This window comes from Herbiconiux sp. VKM Ac-1786 (assembly GCF_015350805.1).
Lineage (GTDB): Bacteria > Actinomycetota > Actinomycetes > Actinomycetales > Microbacteriaceae > Herbiconiux.
In genome coordinates, this window is record NZ_JADKSG010000002.1 from 491760 (window position 1) to 509080 (window position 17321).

The window sequence follows — 17321 nt, forward strand, 5'->3', positions numbered from 1 at the left end:
TCAGCGGGGGTCGACTCGGCCGTCGCGCAGCACGATGACCCGGTCGGCCCGCTCGGCGAAGGCCGGGTCGTGGGTGGCCACCACCGCCGCGAGCGAGCGCGAGCGCACGGCCTCGTGGATCAGGTCGAGCACGAGGGCCGCGTTGCCGCTGTCGAGCTGGGCCGTGGGCTCGTCGGCGATCAGGAGCGACGGGCCCGCCACCAGCGCGCGAGCGATCCCCACCCGCTGGCGCTGTCCGCCCGAGAGCTCCTCCGGTCGCTGCGCCGCCTGATCCGCGAGCGAGACCTGGGCGAGCACCTCGGCCACACGCCGGTCGCGCTCGGCCGGGTCGACCTCGAGCAGCCGCAGGGGGAGCTCCACGTTCTCCTGGGCGGTGAGGTCGTCCAGCAGGGCGAAGTCCTGGAAGACGATGCCCACGTCGCGCCGGCGCAGTTCGGCGAGGCGCCGCTCGTCGAGGGCGGCGACGTCCTGCCCCGCCACCAGCACCCGGCCCGAGGTGGGCCGGTCGAGCGTCGAGAGCATCGACAGCAGCGTGCTCTTGCCGGCTCCGGATGCGCCCATCACCACCACGAGCTCGCCGGCCGCCACGGTGAGTGACACCCCCTCGCAGCCGACCACGTCGCCCGCCGGCGTGCGGTACACGCGGCCGAGCCCCTGACCCTCCAGCACCACGGACATCACTCCTCCTCCCCGCCCAGGGCATGGCGTCCACGCCGAGGCACGGGCCGGGACCGCTCGTGGCCCTGCTCCACCCGGATGTGGTCGGGCTCGAGTCCCAGCCGCACCCGCTCCTTCAGCCCCAGCGCGCCGGTGAACTCCTCGGGCAGCTGGAGGCGGCCGTAGCGGTCGAGCACCGCGAACTCCTCGGCGACGTGCAGCTCGTCGCCCTCCGCGTCGACGTCCCACCGGCGCAGCGTCTCGGTCGAGGTGCGGCCGTCTCGGATGCGCACCGTGCGCCCGACATGGTCGCTGACCCCGGCGTCGTGCGTCACGATCACCGTGCTCACGCCCCGCTCGGCGTTCACCCCGCGCAGGGCCTCGAGCACGTCGGCCGTCGCGGCCTCGTCGAGCTCGCCGGTGGGCTCGTCGGTGAGCAGCACCTCGGGCTCGTTGACGAGGGCCACGGCGATGGCCGCGCGCTGCTGCTGGCCGCCCGAGAGGTGCGCGGGGCGGCGGTCGCGGATGCCGTCGAGACCGAGCAGGCCCACCACGTCGTCGACACGCCCGGCCCGCTGCCGCTTCGGCGTGCCCGCGATCGCGGCGACCACGGCGACGTTCTCCTCGACCGTGAGGTAGGGGAGGAGGTTCCGGCCGGTCTGCTGCCAGACGAAGCCGACGGTGCGGCGGCGGAAGTCGACGCGCTGCCGCTCGTCGAGGGCGAGCACGTCGCGTCCCGCCACCTCGACCTGGCCGGCCGTCGGCGTGTCGAGGCCCGAGAGCACGTTCAGCAGGGTCGACTTGCCCGAGCCGGAGGCGCCGACGATGGCGACCAGCTCGCCGCGCTCCACGAGGAGGTCGAGGCCCTGCAGGGCCTGCACCTCGACGCCGGCGGTCGTGAAGATGCGCACCAGACCGGCGCAGAGCACGGCGGGGGCGTCCCGGGGCACGGCGGTCGGTGCGGAACGCGCGCGGGAGGGGGCGGGGGAGATCATCGGGGTGTTCCCTTCTGCGCGGCCGTGACGAGCACGGCCGCGGCGGCGGCGAGGAGGAAGGCGGCCACGGTCACGACGGCGAGGACGGAGTCGAGGTGCACGGCGGCGGCTGCGCTGCCGGCTGCTGCGTCTCCGCCGGCTCCGACGTTTCCGTCGGCTCCGTCGGCTCCGTCGAGCGACGGCAGGCCGAGCAGGGGGATGAGCAGCGGGGGCAGCGCGAGACCGGCGACGAGGCCGGCCGCCGTGCCGACGGCCGCGGCGGGGGCGGCCGCCCAGACGGCGAGCGCGGAGAGCTGGCGGCGCCGCGCGCCGAGGGCGGCGATCACCGTCTCACGACGCCGGCGCGCGCCGGCCGCCGCGAGGGCGGCGAGGAGCACGGCGCCCGCTGCCGCCGCGATGCCGCCCACCACGGCGCTCACCAGGGCGGTCTGCTCGGCCCCGATGCGCGGGCTCGCGAAGGCCTGCTCGGCCTGCGCCGTCGGCGACCGGATCGTGACGTCGTCGCCGAGCAGCGTGCGGAGCTCCGCCCGCACCTCCGCCTCGGGCCGGGAGCCGTCGAGGTCGGCCAGCACCACGTCGGCGGTGCCGCTGATGCCGATGACGGCCGAGGCGGCGGCGGAGTCGACGAGCATCCAGGTGCCCGCCGAGGTGAGTGCGGAGCGATCGGGCGCGGTGCCGACGATCTCGAGCGTGTGACCGCGCAGGCTGAGCTCCGCGTCGCCCACGGCCTCGGCGGCGGACGCGGAGACCACGACGGGGAGGGAACCGTCGGACCCGACCGTCGCCAGGCCCTCGGGCACCGGAGTGCTGCCGGGTTCGCCGGACTGCACCCGCTGCAGTGCCGCGGTGTCGGTCACCACGAGCCGGAGCTTCTGGCGCGACGCCCCGGCGCCGACCGTGACGGTGACGGGCAGGTCGACCACGACCGCGGCGAGGGCGTCGACTCCGGGGGTCGCGGCGACCTGGTCGACCACGTCGGCGGTGAGGCCGGGGCCGCGCAGGGCGAGGTCGGCGCCGACCTCGGCCACGGCGCCGTCCACGACGGCCTCCCGGGAGGTGGTGAGCAGCGCGCCCGAGAACAGGGTCAGGGCCAGGGCGCTCGCGACGCCGATCACCACCGGGGCGCTGTAGGCACCGGTCGAGAGGGAGGAGCCGAGCATCCGGATCGCCCCGGCGGAGCGTCGGGCACGGCGCCGCACGACACCGAGGAGTGCGGGCAGGGCGCGGGCGGCGAGCACGCCCACGGTGAGGGCGACGAGCACCGGCGCGAGCACCGGCACGGCCGGCACCGGCACGCACTGCACCAGCGCGAGCACGGTCGCCGCGGTCAGCAGCACGAGCACGGCCTCGCCGACCAGCCGGGTCGTCGCCGCGGCGGGCGACCCTCCCGATGCCGGGGCTCCCGGGCGCGGGCGGGTGAGCGCCGGGCGGTGGCCGAGAGCGGCTCCGCACCCGACCGCGACGACCAGCGCCACGGCGGTCACGGCCGCCCACGGTGCGATCAGCACGCCGCCGGTGATTGACCACGAGGCGCCCAGGGCGAGCACCGCGCCCAGGGCGCCACCCGCCGCCACTGCGAGTGCCGCCTCCGCCCCGAGCACGAGGCGTCGCCGCGGGGTGGAGGCGCCTCGGGCCTCGAGCAGGCGGAGGGCGCCCTGGCGCGTGCGCACCAGCAGGGTCAGCAGCAGGCCGAGCACGACGGCGCCGCCGAGGGCGGGGCCGCTCAGGGCCGTCCAGACGAAGGAGTCGGTCTCGCGTTGGGCGGCGACGGAGTCGTCGAGCAGGGCGGGCAGCTCGCCCCCGAAGGAGTAGCGCGGGTCGTTGCCGCCCGCGAGCTCGCGCGGAGTGCCGAAGAACGCCCGGGTCTGCTGGGCGAGCAGCTCGGCGTCGGGGGCGTCGAGCCGGTCGACGGCCACGGGGAACCAGGCGAGCGTGCGCGAGCCCGGCCCCACGAGACTGAGGCGCTCCAGGGAGGCGGGGTCGACGAGGGCGGTGCCGCGGGCGTAGGTGCCGCCGTCGCTCCGGGCGACGAGGGCCGGGCGCAGGGTCTCGGCGATGTGGCTCCAGACGGGGGCGTCGGCGTCGGCGGCCTCGACGATGCCGCTCAGCTGCACGATGATCGGGCTGCCGCCGAGTGCGGGGAGCATCCGCTGTTCGCCGACGGGCCAGTCCATCTCGGTGGCGACGGCGGTCGAGAGCGCGATCGGCACCGGTTCGCGGGCGAGCGCGGGGCCGGGCAGCTCGCCCGAGACCAGTGTGACGTCGCTCGCGAGGTCGGGGTCGAGGGCCAGTGACAGCTCCGAGTCGCGGAGGGGGGTGCCCGCGACCAGGGGCGCCACCGCCAGGGCGTCGAACACGAGGGCTTCGCCGGGGTCGCCGAGGGCGCCGGCGAGGGGCTCGGGCTGCTCGGCGCGGAGGGCGCGAAGCGAGGAGTCGAGGCGGCCCCAGACGGCCTGCACCTCGTCGCTGCGGGCGGGGGCGCCGTCGGCCGGGCCTGGTGCGCCCGCCGTGCCGGCCGGGCCCGCTGCGCCGTCCGTGTCGGCGGGGGAGTCGCCGGTGCCCTGGGGGGCCGGGCCCGCGTCCACGCCCTGGATGCCCTCGGTGACGGCGTCGGTGCGGGCCGCACCCGCGGCGTGGAGGTCGGAGCGCAGGGCGGCGGTGGCCGACTGCGTCAGCAGGGCGGGTCCGAGCACCAGAGCGGCGAGCAGCATGAAGCCGATGGAGGCGAGCGCGATCGTCATGGCCGGTGCGGCCGCCACCGCGCGCCGGGCGAAGCGGGCGGTGCCCGGAACGCGGGGTGCGCGCTTCGGGGTCGCGGCGCGCATCCGTCGCCCCTCGGCCGTCGTCGTGGGGAGTGCCTGCCCGCGCCTGACCCCGCCACCGGGTCGGCGGCCGGGGCGGCTCATCGGGCCCGCTCCGATCGGGGTTCCGCGGCGGCGAGCAGGGTGGCGGCGGCGAGCGTCACGACGAGGGCCGCGAGCATCGCGGCGAGCACCGGCAGCGCGAAGTCGGCGAACGGCGGGGCCACCGTGCGGCCGCCCACGGCGGAGGTGCCCATCACCGGGGTGCAGAGGGCGGCCGTGAGCGCCCCGACCAGCAGACCCGCCACGACCGACACCGCCACGGCCGCCCCCGTCTCGGCCAGGCGGCGCAGGCGGCGCTGCCGGTCGACGAAGCCGAGGGCGCGCAGCGTGGTCTCGTCGCCCCGGCGCGCCCGGCGCAGCACCGCCCCGTTCGCCGCGATCGCGACGAAGGCCATCAGCACGGCCACGCCGGCGACCAGCAGCCAGACCGCGACGCCGGTCGACACGAATCCGGATGCCCCGGCCGCCTGCCGGGTGGCGATGCTCCAGGGGGCGTCGCTCCGGGCGGCCGCGGTGAGGGCCACCGCGTCGGTGTCGCTCGTCGCCACCCAGACGGTGGCCGGCGTGAGCAGCGAACTGGAGGCGCCGAGGGAGGCGCGGGCGAGGTCGGCGGTGTCGAGCGCGAGGGCGGGGGAGCCGCCGGCGCCGGGCACGCTCGGCACGAGGCGCTGCACGGTGGCGTCGAGACTGCGTCCGGAGGCAGGGGTGAAGCCGAAGTCGTCGCCCACCGCCAGACCGAGCTTCGCCGCGGCGTCGGTGCTCAGGGTGACGTTCAGGGGAGCATCCGGATCGTCGACGAGCACCCGGCCGACGGCCTGGCTCGACGACAGCTGCAGCTCGGACTTCGAGAGCCGGTCGGTGCCGTAGCCGCTCGTGACGGTGCCCGAGGCGTCGAGCCCGGCCACGCCGTCGACGGTGACGTGCTCGCTGTCGGGGTCGCCGGCGGCGTCGTAGCGCAGGTCGACTCCGAGCAGCTCGGCGTCGGCGAAACCGGTCGGGAGCGCGGCGGCGAGCTCGGCGCCGCCGGCGGCCGCGAGCGTCACGGTGCCGAGGTCGACGGCCGCCAGCGCGCCGTCGGTGGCCGCGAGCCAGGCGGTGCCCGAGAGGGAGCCGGGGCGGTCGCGCTCCTCGGCCGTGACCCGGACGCTCACCGTCTCGGTGGTGGGGCCGACGCCGGAGGGCCGGGGGGAGTCGGGGAGGAAGGCCTCGCCGGTGAGCGGTTCCGCTGCGTCGCCGGGGAGGGCGATGGCGCGGATGTTCTCGCGGCCGACCGCGACCGTGGTGGCGAGGACGGCCGCGACGGTGCGGGTGCCGGGGGTGTCGCGGAGGGCGGCGAGGAGCGTGGGGGCGGCGGGGGTGGCGGCGGTGGGCGCGGTGTGGGTGGTGGCGGTGCCGGTGCCGGTGGTCGCGGTCGAGTCGGCGGTCGTGGTTGCGGTGGGGGTCACCGCGACCACGGTCGGGGTGTCGAGCTGCAGGGCGGCGTCGGCGCCGACCTTGTCGGAGGCCCGCGCATCCTGAGCTGCCTGCACCGAGCCGGGGAGCGCGGAGGCGACGACGCAGAGTGCCGAGGCCAGCATGACCACGAGCGCCACCGCCGTGAACCAGGACGCGCGCACGCGGAGGGAGCGCAACGCGGTGAAGAGCCAGACGGAGCGGGCGCGCCCGCCGAGCGCGGTGCGGCGCCGGGCCCACGCGGCGACCCCGGCCGAGGCGGCGACCGACGCGGCCAGCAGCGCGAGCGGCACCGCGGCGATGCCCGCCGAGCCGAGCTCGCCGGGGGAGGAGATGAGCTGCCCCACGGCCACGCCGGCCGCCACCACGAGGACGGCGAGGCCGATGATGCGCAGGGCGCCGGCCGGCACCGCGCGCCGGCCGAGCGGGGGCAGCGGGACGGGCTGCGCGGCCGCCGTGCCGAGCAGGGCGAGCACGAGAGCCGCCGTGGCGAGGAGGCCGACCGGGTCGAGCGCGGCGCCGCCGACTGCGCCGCCGACGGCATCGTCGACTGCGCCACCGACGGTGCCGTCGCTCGCGCCGCTGCCTGCGGCGACGCCGAGGACGGCGAGCGCCGCCCAGCCGCCCGCGACGCCGAGCGCGGCGGCCGGCAGCACGGCCGCGGCGGTCTCGGCCGCCGACCAGCGCACGAGCTGGCCCCGGGAGGCGCCGCGGGCCCGCAGCAGCAGGTCGGTGCTCTCGCGGCGGCGGGATCCGAGCACGATCAGGCGGCTGCTGCCGAGCGCCACCACGAGCACCAGCAGCACCAGGGCGGCGGCCGTGAGGTTGGTGGCCGCCGTGGCGGCGGCGTCGGCGCGCCGGGCCGTGTCACCGAGGCCGCCCGTGATCGCCACCGGATCGGTGCCGATCACCCCGGCGACGTCGAGGGCCCCCTCGAGCGCCTTCGCCTCGGCGGCCTCGGCGATCGCGCGCACCTGCGCGGGGTCGGGCCGGCCGTCGGGTGCGACGACCCACGAGGACCTCGGGGTGCCGCCGAACGCGATCAGCTGCTCACCGGTGACGACGAAGGGGCCCGCATCCGCGCCGTCGTGACCCGAGGTGAAGGCCGGCCGCCCGGCCCAGCGGGGTGCGAGCGCATCCTGCGGCTGCCAGGTTCCGCTGACGGTCAGGACGGTGCCCGAGCCGGGCGACGTCGCCGCCCCGCCGAGCGTCACGGTGTCGCCGACCGTGATGCCGAGCGCTCGGGCTGCCGCTGCCTGCACCGCGGTCTCGCCCGGGCCCGGCCAGGCGCCGTCGACGAGCGCGGCGTCGTCGGGGAGCGTGTCGTCGGCGACCGCGAGTGCGCGCGCAGCGGTGCCTCCTGTTCCCTCGGTCGCCGCCGCATCCGGCACCACCGCGAGTGCGACCGCGGCGACCGCCGTCGTGTGGGACAGCTGCACCCCGGCCCCGGCGAACCGGTCGCGCAGGAAGGTGGTGACGGCCGCATCCTGAGCCGTCGCCGCCGCGCCCGAGTCGTCGCCCTTGGTCGAGGCCGTCGGTGCGGACACCGTCAGCGCACCGGCCGCACCCACCGCCGAGGCCACCGCCTCACCCGATGCGTCGGCCGTCGCCCGGGCCACCCAGCCCGAGACGCCCACGAGCACGGCCGCGGTCAGCGCCACCACGACGGCGAGCGAGGCGAGGGTGGAGGCGGCGGAGAGGGCGCGGGAGACCCCGGGAGATCCCCTCCTCGGCGGGTCGCTGCGCGGGCGTGACGTGGCAATGAGCGCAACTCTAACCCGAGTGCGATCATCAGGTGTAGTCGAGGGCGGACGGGCGGGGTCGTGCCGCGTTCCGGGCGCGCAGGGTGGCCCTGGCAGGGTGTCCCTCGATGGCCGGCCGACTCGTAGGCTCGGGGTGCGGCGCTGATCCGCAGCGCAACTGTTCACCGAGAGGGGCTCGCATGTCGGACAGGCGATCGGCGCTTTGCGCTGCGGAAGACCGCCGCACCGGGACAGGGGAGTGGCCGCACGGTGACACGGCCACGTCCACGGCGACCGCCCTCGCCACCGCCCTCCGGCTGGCATCCCGCCTCGGCGCCGCCCCGGCCGGTGCCGCATGACGGCCCCGACCTTCGCCGGTGTCGGCAACGTCTTCTACTTCGTCGACGATCTCGACGCCGCAGTGGAGTGGTACACCGCGCGACTCGGCCGTGAGCCCGTCGCGCGCGGGGGAGCGCTCGTCGCCTTCGACATCGACGGCACGCGGCTGACCCTGCATCGCACCGACGAGCTCAACACACCCGGCCCGTCGGGTACCAGCCCGTACTGGACCGTCCCCGACGTCGACGCCTTCGTCGACGACTGGACGGCCCACGGTGCCACCGCCCACCGCGGCCCGAAGACCGTCTTCACCGGCGAACGCCTCTGCCAGCTCCTGGACCCCTTCGGCAACCTCTTCTCGATCCGCCAGGCCGACGCCGACGCCGACGCCGATGCTGCAGGCGACGCCCAAGCCGCAGCCGGCTGACGCCCGGCCGAGCGCCAATCGGCGGGTCATCGCCAGCTCGCCGCAAAAGAACTGGGCCTCCCAGCTCGTCGCGACGTTCACCGAGAAGCCCTCACCGATCTGGCCCATCGGCCGGTCGTTGGCGTGGTGGTAGATGGTCGCGGTCGACGAGTTGCTCCACGGGCGGGGCGGATGCGCGGCAACGGTCACGGCCTCGTGCAGCGCCCGCGTGGTCTCCCTCCACGAGCGGAAGATCTCGGCCAGGTTCGCCGTGCCGTGAGGGTAGTTCACGCTCTTGCCCGCCATGGTGATGAGGAGGTCGGGGATGGTCGACGCGACACTGGCGGTGCTGAACGTCCGCTCGTCGCTTCGCCTGCTGGAGAACCCACCCGAGACCGTCGCCGAACCGATCGCCCTGCCGAAGTGGAAGCCGATGGGGCGGTGAGCCCCCGTCCTGCCCGATCCCACTTACTTGACATAATGTGCATTATCAGCGAATCGAGACCCGGTCAGGTCGCGGTCGTCCGCAGCGCATCCGCGGGCTCGATCGCCGCCGCACGAGACGACGGCACGAGCCCCGCCAGCAGCCCGACGACACCGCCAGCCGCCGCCGCACCGAACGCCAGCCCCAGGTCGAGCACCGGCGTCCAGCCCTGAGCCACCGACACGCCGACGACCACGACGACGCCGGCCGCCGACCCCATCAGGCCACCCAGCAACCCGACGGCGGCCGATTCGGCCAGGAACTGCCCCGCGATCTGCCCGCGGGTCGCCCCCAGCGCCCGGCGCAGGCCGATCTCGCCGATCCGCTCCGCGATGCCGCTGAGCGTCGTCGTGGCGATCCCGACGGCCCCGGCGAGCAGCGTGATGACACCGATCGCCAGGAAGATCAGGTCGAGATCCCCCTGCAGCCCGGTCTGGAACGTCGTCGGCTCCCCCGGCGCCGAAACCGAGAATGCCTCGGGAGCTGACGGGGCGAGCGCGATCGGCGCCTGATGCGCCACGAGCCGGCCGGCACCGAGCGCGATGCCGAGGGCCAGCGTCGAGGCCGTCACGCCCGGGAACTCCGCCCGCGCGGTGCCGAGGGGCAGGATCACCGCCGACTCCAGCGACCGACGCGTCTCACTGCTCGCGAGAATGCCGATCACCGCATAGGCGTGCTCCCCGATGAACACCGTCGGCCGTGAGTCGATCGACGTGATCCCCAGGCGTTCGGCCGCCTCGGCGCCCAGTACGGCGACCCGGTCGTGCCGTTCGTCGTGGCCGCGGTCGAACATCCGCCCGCGTTCCAGCCGACCGCCGACCGCGGTGAGCAGATCTCCGGATGCCGCCACCACGGCGGGCGGCGTGGTGGGCGCGCGGGCCGGGTCGAGCACCGGGACGGTCGTGATCTCGCGACCACCCAGATCGACGGGCGCGAGCAGCGCCGCTGCGGTGACTCCGGCCAGCCCGGTGACGCGGGCGAGCGAGTCGTCCGGGAACGCGGCGACGGGACGCGCGGTGCCGTCACTCCCCTCGGCCGTGGCCGGCTCCACCTCGGCGTGCGTGGCGGCGACCGCGTCGAAGCGCGACGACAGCTGGCCCGAGGCCGTCTGACCGAGCCCCAGGGTCATCACGAGCGCGCCGATCCCGACGAGCGTTCCGAGCACGCCGAGCAGCAGCCGCCCCGGCCGGGCACCGACGCTCGCCAGCGCCTCTCCCCCGATGTCGCGGAGCAGCCGCGTCCGGACCCCGAGGTGCGCCGCGCCGCGCCGCCGCACCGCCTTCACGACAGCCGTCACAACGGAAGCCGCCTTCACGACAGCCGCCCACCCTCCAGCACCCGGTGCCGATGCGCCCGCCGCGCCACGGCCTCGTCGTGCGTGATGACCACGACCGTCAGCCCGTCGGCGTTCAGCTCCTCGACCAGGTCGAGCACCGCATCCGAGTTGCGCCGGTCGAGGTTGCCCGTCGGTTCGTCGGCGAGCAGCAGCCGCGGCCTCGTGCAGATCGCGCGGGCGATCGCGACCCGCTGCCGTTCCCCACCCGACAGGGTTCCCGGATGCGCGGCCGACCGTCGCGCCAGGCCGACCCGGCTCAGGGCGTCCTCGGCCAGCGCCAGCCGCTCGCTCGTCGAGCGGGGTCGCTCCTCCGTCTCGCCGTAGACGAACGCGAGCAGCACGTTCTCCCGCACCGTTCGCGCCGAGAGCAGATGGAACGACTGGAACACGAAGCCGACCCCCGCCCCGCGCACCCCCGACCGTTCACGGTCACCGAGGGCGGCGGTCGGCCGCCCGTCGAAGAGGTACTCCCCCGACGTCGGCCGGTCCAGCAGCCCGAGGATGTTCAGCATGGTCGACTTGCCGGCTCCCGACGACCCGGTGATGGCGACGAAGTCGCCGCGATCGACCAATAGGTCGACGCCGCGCAGCACCTCGAGCGACTGTCCGTTCGCCGTGAAGGCGCGGGTCACTCCGCGCAGCTCGATCAGTCCGGGGATGCTCGTCATCGTCCCACCACCACGCGCGCGCCGGCGACGAGCCGGTCGTCGTCGCTCCGCACCTCGGCGTAGCCGCCCGCGGCGAGCCCGGTCGTCACGGTGACGATCTCGGTCGTGGTCGGTGCCTCCGGATGCTCGACCGCGAGCTCGACCCGGCTCTCGCCGCCCGGCCCCGCGCTCAGCGCGGCCACCGGAACCGCCAGCACGGCGCCGGCCGTGGCCTGCACCGGCACGTCGACCCGCACGTTGCTGCCCCGGAGGCGCTCGGCGACGTCGGGCGCCGGAGCCTCCGGATCGAGCACCAGCTCGGAGGACTTCGTGGCCTTCTCCCCCTCGGCCGGCTTCTTCGGCGTGACCGACTTCACCGTCGCGGGCCGCGCCGTGCCATCTGTGCCGGTGTACGTGGCAGGCATCCCGGGCTTCACCAGGGCCGCATCCTGCTCGGTGAGTGTCCCGACGAGGTTCAGCGCCGCGCCCGAGACGCTCATCGTCGCCCCCTTGACGATCTCGCCGCGGACGGCCTGCACACTGTCGACCCGGCGGGGCAGCGTGGGCAGGTAGACGACCTCGGCGGCCGGGAGGGCGGTGAGGGCATCCGTCTCGGCCTCGGCCCGGTCACGCTGAGCGTCGGCGAGCTGCTCGAGGGCGGCGTCGACGGCGGCGCTCTCGGCACTCGTGTCCCCCGGCGCCAGCGCCGCGTCCCGGCGGGCGGCCGCGAGGGCCAGCTCGTCGCGCAGCCGGTCCAGGATGCTCGGCGACTCCCCGGCCGCCACCGCGTCGCCGAGCGCCCGCTCCGCCTGACGCACCCCGTTCTCGGCTTCGAGCTGCGCGGCGGCCGGAGCCGGCGAGGCGGCGCGGTCGAGTGCGGCTCGGGCCTGTGCCACGCCCGACTCGGCCGCGCGCTCGGTCGCCTGGGCCGAGCGCAGCGTCGCCGCGGCGTCGGGCGACGGGGAGGGCGGCGTGTAGCCGGCCCGCCGGTACAGCTCGCCGACGGCCGCCGCGGTCGCGGCGTCGTAACTCGACGAGGCCGTGTCTCCCGGGTCGATGCCGAGCCCCGCGAGGGCCGCCTTGAGCTGCAGCACGTCGGGGCCGGACAGTCCGGCCCGCAGTGTGCGGTACGCCGGCAGCGCCCCAGGCAGTGCGAGCACCGGCCGGCCGGCGACCTCGAGCGCCACCCCGCCCGCGGTGACCTCCGCGCCTGCCTCGGGCACGTGCCCGGTGACGACCGCGGGCCCGGTGAGGCCGGAGGTGTCGATCGTGACGTCGACGGCGTCGGCGAAACCGACGTCGGCGCGGGCCGTGACCCGGTTCTCGATCACCCGCTGCTCGACCGGTGCGAAGATCGGGCCGGCCTCCGGCGCCTTCGTCCGGGCCGCCAGCTCGGCAGGCGAGACCACGAGCTGCGCGATCGCCACACCGGCGACGAGCGACAGCAGCGCCACGCAGGCCAGCACGATCACGAGTCGCGACCCGCGGAGAGGCGAACGGCCCGGCCGCGCCACCTCGGCCGCGTCAGTCGTCATGGGTCGCCACCAGAGCGTCGAGCGCCGCCCGGTTGCGGTCGACGAAGTCCTGGTCGAGGCGCTGCTGCTCGGCGGCGAGCAGCTCGTCGTAGTGGCTCGACTCCGCGCAGTCGAGGTCGGCGACCGCGACGGCGATCTCCTCCTCCTGCAGGGCGGAGAGTGCGGCCTCGTCGACGTCCGCCGGCTGGGCCCCGTCGACGGGCGCCGTCTCGGGGCGGGCCAGGACGCCGTAGCGATCGCTGAAGTCGGTCATCGGGTCGCCCTTGTGCTCGTACCCGGGATGCCCGGCGGCGGCGAGGCAGTCGCTCCAGTCCCGCTCGGCGTCGACCACCGCATCCGCCGATGCCGCCCGGTCGGGCAGCGCCTGCAACTCGTCGATCAGCCCCTGCGACTCGGGATCGCCCACGGCGACGCCCGCCGCGAGGTCGGCCTCGTGGGCTGCCGCGCCCATACAGCCGGCGGTCGTCCAGTCCCAGTCGGGCACCGGCCCGGTGGCCGCCTCGACGGGCATCCCGTAGAGCGCCTCCTCCCAGGCGGCCCGCTCGCTGTCACTCAGCCCCGCGAGGTAGTCGGCGTTCGGGTCGACCCAGTCGTGGTCGACGGTCGGCGAGGAGTACGGACTGCTCACGACGCCGTAGCCGTACTGCTCCGCGAACTCGCGGCTCCCCCACTCGACGGTTCCACCGGCCGCGTCGTCGATCGAGATGCCCGAGGAGGTGTCGGGCTCGTACGGGAAGCCCTGCTCCTTCATGCACGCGGCCGCCGCGGTCTGCATCGTGTCGTTGCGGAGCTGCATCTCCTCGTCGGAGCTGCCGCCGTAGATGGCGTCGAAGTACGGTGCGAGCGGCGACTCCGAGGTGGGCGGCGCATCGGTGCCGGGCGCTCCCCCGGTGCAGGCCGAGAGGGCGAGCAGCACGGCTCCTGCGACGGCTGCGGTCGAGAAGGCCGAGAGACGGAGCCGGCCTCTGGGGCGGGCGGACGACTGGTGCATGATTCCTCCGAAGATGACGATTGCTCGGCATCACGGTAGACCATGGCGGTCGGCGGCGCGGCGGCTCTCGGGGTACTCCCACCGCGCCCCAAGGGTCCGCTAGATTTGCCGCAGGCGCGACGGGAGTGCGCGCACGGACGAGGGGGAACACCATGACCGCACCGACCACCGCCGGGCCCGCAGCCGGGTCCGCCTCCGGCTTCCTGCTCTTCCCGGGCGACATCGGCGGCGGCGTCGCGAAGTGGCTGAAGATCGGCCTCTGGGTGCGCGCCGTGCTCTCGGTCGTGCTCGGCATCGTCGTGCTGGTGCTCGCGTTCAACAACCCCGACGCCATCGTCTCCACGATCGCCCTGCTGTTCGCGATCTACTTCTGGATCATCGGCCTCATGCGCATCGTGCAGGGCATCGTCAGCACGGGCATGACGGGTGGCATCCGCGCGCTCGGCATCATCCTCGGTGTGCTGCTGATCGTCGCGGGCGTCGTCGCGATCCGCAACCCGGTCGTCTCGCTGGTCGCGCTGGCCTTCGTGATCGGCTTCTCCTGGATCATCGAGGGCACCCTCGCCGTGATGGAGACCGCGAAGGACTCCTCGCAGTGGTTCGGCACGATCCTCGGCGTCATCTCGGTGGTCGCCGGCATCGTCGTCATTTTCCTGCCGCTGGAATCGATCGGCATCCTGGTGCTGTTCACCGGCATCAGCCTGATCGTCACCGGCGTCTTCGCCGCGATCACCGCGGTCATGCTCGGCAAGGCGCCGAAGACCGTCCGGTAAAGACCCGCACACCCGCAGGGCTACGCGAGCCGCTCCACCAGCTCCGCGAGCCCGGCGGGCTCCACCGCGTCCGTCGTCGCCGCGAGCTCCGACGGAGCGAACCACCGCCACCCCTCCACGTCGACCCGCTCGTCGTCCGTCCAGTTCGTATCGACCGGCTCGAACCGCTCGGTGCGCAGCCGGTACCACTCCTCGTGATACGAGCGGCGGATGCCCTCGGCCGGCTCCCCCACGAAGTCGTGCGCCCACACGGGGTCACCCAGCTCCGCCTCGGTGAGCACCAGTCCGGTCTCCTCGAACAGCTCTCGCACGGCCGCCTCGGCGTGGGTCTCCCCCGGATCGAGATGGCCGCCGGGGGTCAGCCAGCGGGTGGGGTTCGCGGGAGCATCCGCCCTCGTGAAGAACAGCAGGGCCGCACCCTCGGCGTCGGTCACGAGCACCCGCGACTTCAGGATGATCGTGCCCTCCGGCACGGCCGCATCCGCTGCCCCGCCCACGCTCAGACCCCGTTCTGCTCGAAGTCGCTCACGTCGCCGACGAGGCGGGTGTGGTCGGCCGGGATGGGCTCGACGGCCGCGGCGGCGACCTCGGCGGCGAACTCGCTGACGTTGTAGAGGCGGCCGGCGGCCTCCTTGCGGGCGCCGATCGCGCCGGGGTTCATGCGCTCGAGCAGCGTGGCCGTGATGGTGCCCTCGATCATGTCGCCCGAGACGACGACGAACTCGACGCCCGCCTCGTCGAGGCGCGGGATGAGGTCGCGCAGGGCGTCCTCGCCGGCGCGCTTGGACAGGGCGACCTGCTCGTACTCGGGCATGGTCGGCGTGGTGCGGATGAAGTGCGCCTGGTGGCTCGTGACGAACACGACGCGCGAGCCGGGGGCGAGCAGGGGCAGCGCCGAGGTCAGCACGCTCACCTGGGCGTCGCGGTTCAGGCTCATGGCGTAGTCCTCGGCCATGCCGCTCTCCATGCCGCCCGAGGCGTTCAGCACGAGGATGTCGAGGCCGCCGAGCTCGGACTGCACCTGGTCGAACAGGCCGGCGACCGACTCGGGGTCGGTGAGGTCGGCCCCGGCGACGACGGCGGTGCCGCCGTTCTCGCGGATGGAGTTCGCGAGCTTCACCGCGCGCGCCTCCTTGTTGCGGTAGTTGATGACGACCGAGGCGCCCGCCTCGGCGAAGTAGCCGAGGGTGTCGGCGCCGATGCCGCGGGACGATCCGGTGACGAGAACGCGCTTGCCGTCGAGCGATCCGGGGGCGAGGGGGTTGGACACGGGGACTCCTTGGAACTCGGGGTGGCGAACCCGTCGAGACTACCAACTCGGCGTGCACCCGACCCGATGTCGGCGCCGCCTGATAGCGTCGGAGGTACCGATCGAGACCGCACAGGTCGCACACGGGAGGAGACCGCAGATGCTCGAATTCCTTGACAGCTATGCCTGGATCGTCTGGCTGGGCCTCATCCTGCTGTTCATCGTCATCGAGATTTTCACGCTCGAGTTCACGTTCCTGATGATCGCCATCGGCAGTCTCGGCGGTCTGATCGCCGGGGTGCTCGGCGCTCCGTGGTGGGCGCAGATCGTGGTCGCGGCGGCCGTCTCGCTCCTCCTCCTCCTGACGTTGCGGCCTCCGCTGCTGAAGCGACTGAAGCGCGGCGGCGACCCGGCGAAGAGCAACGTCGACGCCCTGCTCGGCCTCGAAGGCCACGTGCTCGACCGGCTCACGCCGACCGCGGGCCACGTCAAGCTCTCGAACGGCGACACCTGGACGGCGCGGGTCTCCCCCCTCGTCGAGCAGCGCGAGCTCGAGCGGGGCGAGCGCGTGCTCGTCACCGCCATCGACGGCGCCACCGCCATGGTCGTGCCGGCCTCGGCCTCCACTCCCCCCGACGGGCTGACGCCCGGAAACCGGAAGGAAGCGACACCGTGAACGACTCCGTGGGTCAGATCGTGCTGTTCGTCGTCATCGCGATCGTCGTCGTCTTCGCCCTGGTGGTGCTGGCGCGCTCCGTGCGCATCATCCCCCAGGCGCGGGCCGGCGTCGTGGAGCGGCTGGGCCGCTACCACAAGACGCTCATGCCGGGCCTGAACATCCTGGTGCCCTTCATCGACCGGCTGCGGCCGCTGATCGACCTGCGTGAGCAGGTCGTCTCGTTCCCGCCCCAGCCGGTGATCACCGAAGACAACCTGGTCGTCTCGATCGACACGGTCGTCTTCTTCCAGGTGACGGATGCACGGGCCGCGACCTATGAGATCGCGAACTACCTGGGTGCCGTCGAGCAGCTCGCCACCACCACGCTCCGCAACGTGGTGGGTGGTCTGAACCTCGAAGAGGCGCTGACCAGCCGCGACGAGATCAACGGGCAGCTGCGCATCGTGCTCGACGAGGCGACCGGCAAGTGGGGCATCCGCGTGTCGCGCGTGGAGCTCAAGGCGATCGACCCGCCCGCCTCCATCCAGGACTCGATGGAGAAGCAGATGCGCGCGGAGCGGGAGCGTCGCGCCGTCATCCTCACCGCCGAGGGAACGAAGCAGTCCTCCATCCTCGAGGCCGAGGGTGCGCGGCAGTCGCAGATCCTCCGGGCCGAGGGTGACGCCAAGGCGCAGGTGCTGCGGGCGCAGGGTGAGGCGGAGGCGATCACCACGGTGTTCGGCGCCATCCACCGGGGCGAGCCCGACAACATGCTGCTGGCCTACCAGTACCTGCAGACCCTGCCGAAGCTGGCCGAGGGCAGCGCGAACAAGCTCTGGGTCATCCCGAGCGAGCTGACCGAGGCGCTGAAGGGCATCGGGCAAGCGTTCGGCGAGAAGGGCGGAGCGGTCGCGGCCGGTCTCGGCGGCGGGCAGCGCTCCGGCCCGAGCGAGGCCGCGAAGAACGGTGGGCTCACCGGTGGCGACGCGGCGGGTGGCACCACGTCGTCGGCGCTGGCGGATGCTCAGGCCGCCGTGCGCGACGCCACCGCCGCCGCGCGCAACGCCGCGAACGCGTCCGCGGCCGGCCGCCCCGCCGGCGCGGGCATCGGCGACGGCACCACCCCGAGCGGCAGCACCTCGGGTGGCAGCACCACGGGTGGCACCGCCTCGGGCGGCAGCGAGTCGGCAGCC

At 74.8% G+C, this 17321-nt stretch carries 13 protein-coding genes and 1 pseudogene; 4 read left to right on the forward strand and 10 right to left on the reverse strand.

Annotated features, from left to right (window positions below; genetic code table 11):
- The 4 genes from ITJ64_RS13300 to ITJ64_RS19160 all read right to left on the reverse strand — a co-directional run bounded on the left by ITJ64_RS13300 (window position 1) and on the right by ITJ64_RS19160 (window position 7632).
- Window positions 1-678: an ABC transporter ATP-binding protein gene (locus ITJ64_RS13300; RefSeq protein WP_194681260.1), complete on the reverse strand. Its 678-nt coding sequence runs from the start codon at window positions 676-678 to the stop codon at window positions 1-3.
- A complete protein-coding gene (locus ITJ64_RS13305; protein WP_194681261.1) occupies window positions 678-1652 on the reverse strand; it encodes an ABC transporter ATP-binding protein in 975 nt (324 codons plus the stop codon). The genes ITJ64_RS13300 and ITJ64_RS13305 overlap by 1 nt, the downstream gene beginning before the upstream one ends.
- Entirely contained in the window at window positions 1649-4477 is a 2829-nt protein-coding gene (locus ITJ64_RS13310; RefSeq protein WP_194681262.1) for an ABC transporter permease, read from the reverse strand. The genes ITJ64_RS13305 and ITJ64_RS13310 overlap by 4 nt, the downstream gene beginning before the upstream one ends.
- A 77-nt stretch (window positions 4478-4554) precedes the next feature.
- A complete protein-coding gene (locus tag ITJ64_RS19160; protein ID WP_194681263.1) occupies window positions 4555-7632 on the reverse strand; it encodes an FtsX-like permease family protein in 3078 nt (1025 codons plus the stop codon).
- 433 nt (window positions 7633-8065) lie between these two features.
- Here ITJ64_RS19160 and ITJ64_RS13320 point away from each other — a divergent pair, with 433 nt between their 5' ends.
- Window positions 8066-8476, forward strand: a complete 411-nt coding sequence (locus ITJ64_RS13320; RefSeq protein WP_194681264.1) for a VOC family protein — start codon at window positions 8066-8068, stop codon at window positions 8474-8476.
- A gap of 488 nt (window positions 8477-8964) precedes the next feature.
- Here the strand turns inward: ITJ64_RS13320 and ITJ64_RS13325 are convergent, their stop codons facing one another.
- The 4 genes from ITJ64_RS13325 to ITJ64_RS13340 are packed head-to-tail and all read right to left on the reverse strand — an operon-like array spanning window position 8965 to window position 13448.
- Window positions 8965-10236 (reverse strand): ABC transporter permease, encoded by a 1272-nt coding sequence (locus tag ITJ64_RS13325; RefSeq protein ID WP_370545183.1) that lies wholly within the window; start codon window positions 10234-10236, stop codon window positions 8965-8967.
- A gap of 14 nt (window positions 10237-10250) precedes the next feature.
- Entirely contained in the window at window positions 10251-10943 is a 693-nt protein-coding gene (locus ITJ64_RS13330) for an ABC transporter ATP-binding protein (protein ID WP_194681265.1), read from the reverse strand.
- Window positions 10940-12457: a hypothetical protein gene (locus ITJ64_RS13335; protein WP_194681266.1), complete on the reverse strand. Its 1518-nt coding sequence runs from the start codon at window positions 12455-12457 to the stop codon at window positions 10940-10942. Before ITJ64_RS13335 ends, ITJ64_RS13330 begins: the two co-directional genes overlap by 4 nt.
- The gene (locus ITJ64_RS13340) at window positions 12447-13448 is read right to left on the reverse strand and encodes a hypothetical protein (RefSeq protein ID WP_194681267.1); all 1002 of its coding nucleotides are present in this window, start codon (window positions 13446-13448) and stop codon (window positions 12447-12449) included. Before ITJ64_RS13340 ends, ITJ64_RS13335 begins: the two co-directional genes overlap by 11 nt.
- 152 nt (window positions 13449-13600) lie before the next feature.
- On the opposite strand from ITJ64_RS13340, the gene ITJ64_RS13345 reads away from it, so the two are divergent.
- On the forward strand, window positions 13601-14221 hold the full coding sequence (locus ITJ64_RS13345; RefSeq protein ID WP_194681268.1) for an HdeD family acid-resistance protein: 621 nt from the start codon (window positions 13601-13603) through the stop codon (window positions 14219-14221).
- Between the two features lie 20 nt (window positions 14222-14241).
- On the opposite strand, the gene ITJ64_RS13350 is transcribed toward ITJ64_RS13345, so the two are convergent.
- Entirely contained in the window at window positions 14242-14718 is a 477-nt protein-coding gene (locus tag ITJ64_RS13350; protein WP_370545184.1) for an NUDIX hydrolase, read from the reverse strand.
- A gap of 2 nt (window positions 14719-14720) precedes the next feature.
- Window positions 14721-15491 (reverse strand): SDR family oxidoreductase, encoded by a 771-nt coding sequence (locus tag ITJ64_RS13355; RefSeq protein ID WP_194681269.1) that lies wholly within the window; start codon window positions 15489-15491, stop codon window positions 14721-14723.
- 139 nt (window positions 15492-15630) lie between these two features.
- Between ITJ64_RS13355 and ITJ64_RS13360 the strand changes: the two genes are divergently transcribed.
- A complete protein-coding gene (locus ITJ64_RS13360) occupies window positions 15631-16146 on the forward strand; it encodes an NfeD family protein (RefSeq protein WP_194681270.1) in 516 nt (171 codons plus the stop codon).
- A gap of 17 nt (window positions 16147-16163) precedes the next feature.
- Window positions 16164-17069, forward strand: a pseudogene (locus ITJ64_RS13365) (SPFH domain-containing protein); the annotation flags it as partial.
- Between the last annotated feature and the right edge of the window lie 252 nt (window positions 17070-17321).

What these genes read in the sequence shown, in the direction of transcription:
- ITJ64_RS13300 (WP_194681260.1), bottom strand. Translation starts at nt 678, where the DNA reads ATGTCCGTGGTGCTGGAGGGTCAGGGGCTCGGCCGCGTGTACCGCACG.
- ITJ64_RS13305 (WP_194681261.1), bottom strand. Translation starts at nt 1,652, where the DNA reads ATGATCTCCCCCGCCCCCTCCCGCGCGCGTTCCGCACCGACCGCCGTG.
- ITJ64_RS13310 (WP_194681262.1), bottom strand. Translation starts at nt 4,477, where the DNA reads ATGCGCGCCGCGACCCCGAAGCGCGCACCCCGCGTTCCGGGCACCGCC.
- ITJ64_RS13320 (WP_194681264.1), top strand. Translation starts at nt 8,066, where the DNA reads ATGACGGCCCCGACCTTCGCCGGTGTCGGCAACGTCTTCTACTTCGTC.
- ITJ64_RS13330 (WP_194681265.1), bottom strand. Translation starts at nt 10,943, where the DNA reads ATGACGAGCATCCCCGGACTGATCGAGCTGCGCGGAGTGACCCGCGCC.
- ITJ64_RS13335 (WP_194681266.1), bottom strand. Translation starts at nt 12,457, where the DNA reads ATGACGACTGACGCGGCCGAGGTGGCGCGGCCGGGCCGTTCGCCTCTC.
- ITJ64_RS13340 (WP_194681267.1), bottom strand. Translation starts at nt 13,448, where the DNA reads ATGCACCAGTCGTCCGCCCGCCCCAGAGGCCGGCTCCGTCTCTCGGCC.
- ITJ64_RS13345 (WP_194681268.1), top strand. Translation starts at nt 13,601, where the DNA reads ATGACCGCACCGACCACCGCCGGGCCCGCAGCCGGGTCCGCCTCCGGC.
- ITJ64_RS13360 (WP_194681270.1), top strand. Translation starts at nt 15,631, where the DNA reads ATGCTCGAATTCCTTGACAGCTATGCCTGGATCGTCTGGCTGGGCCTC.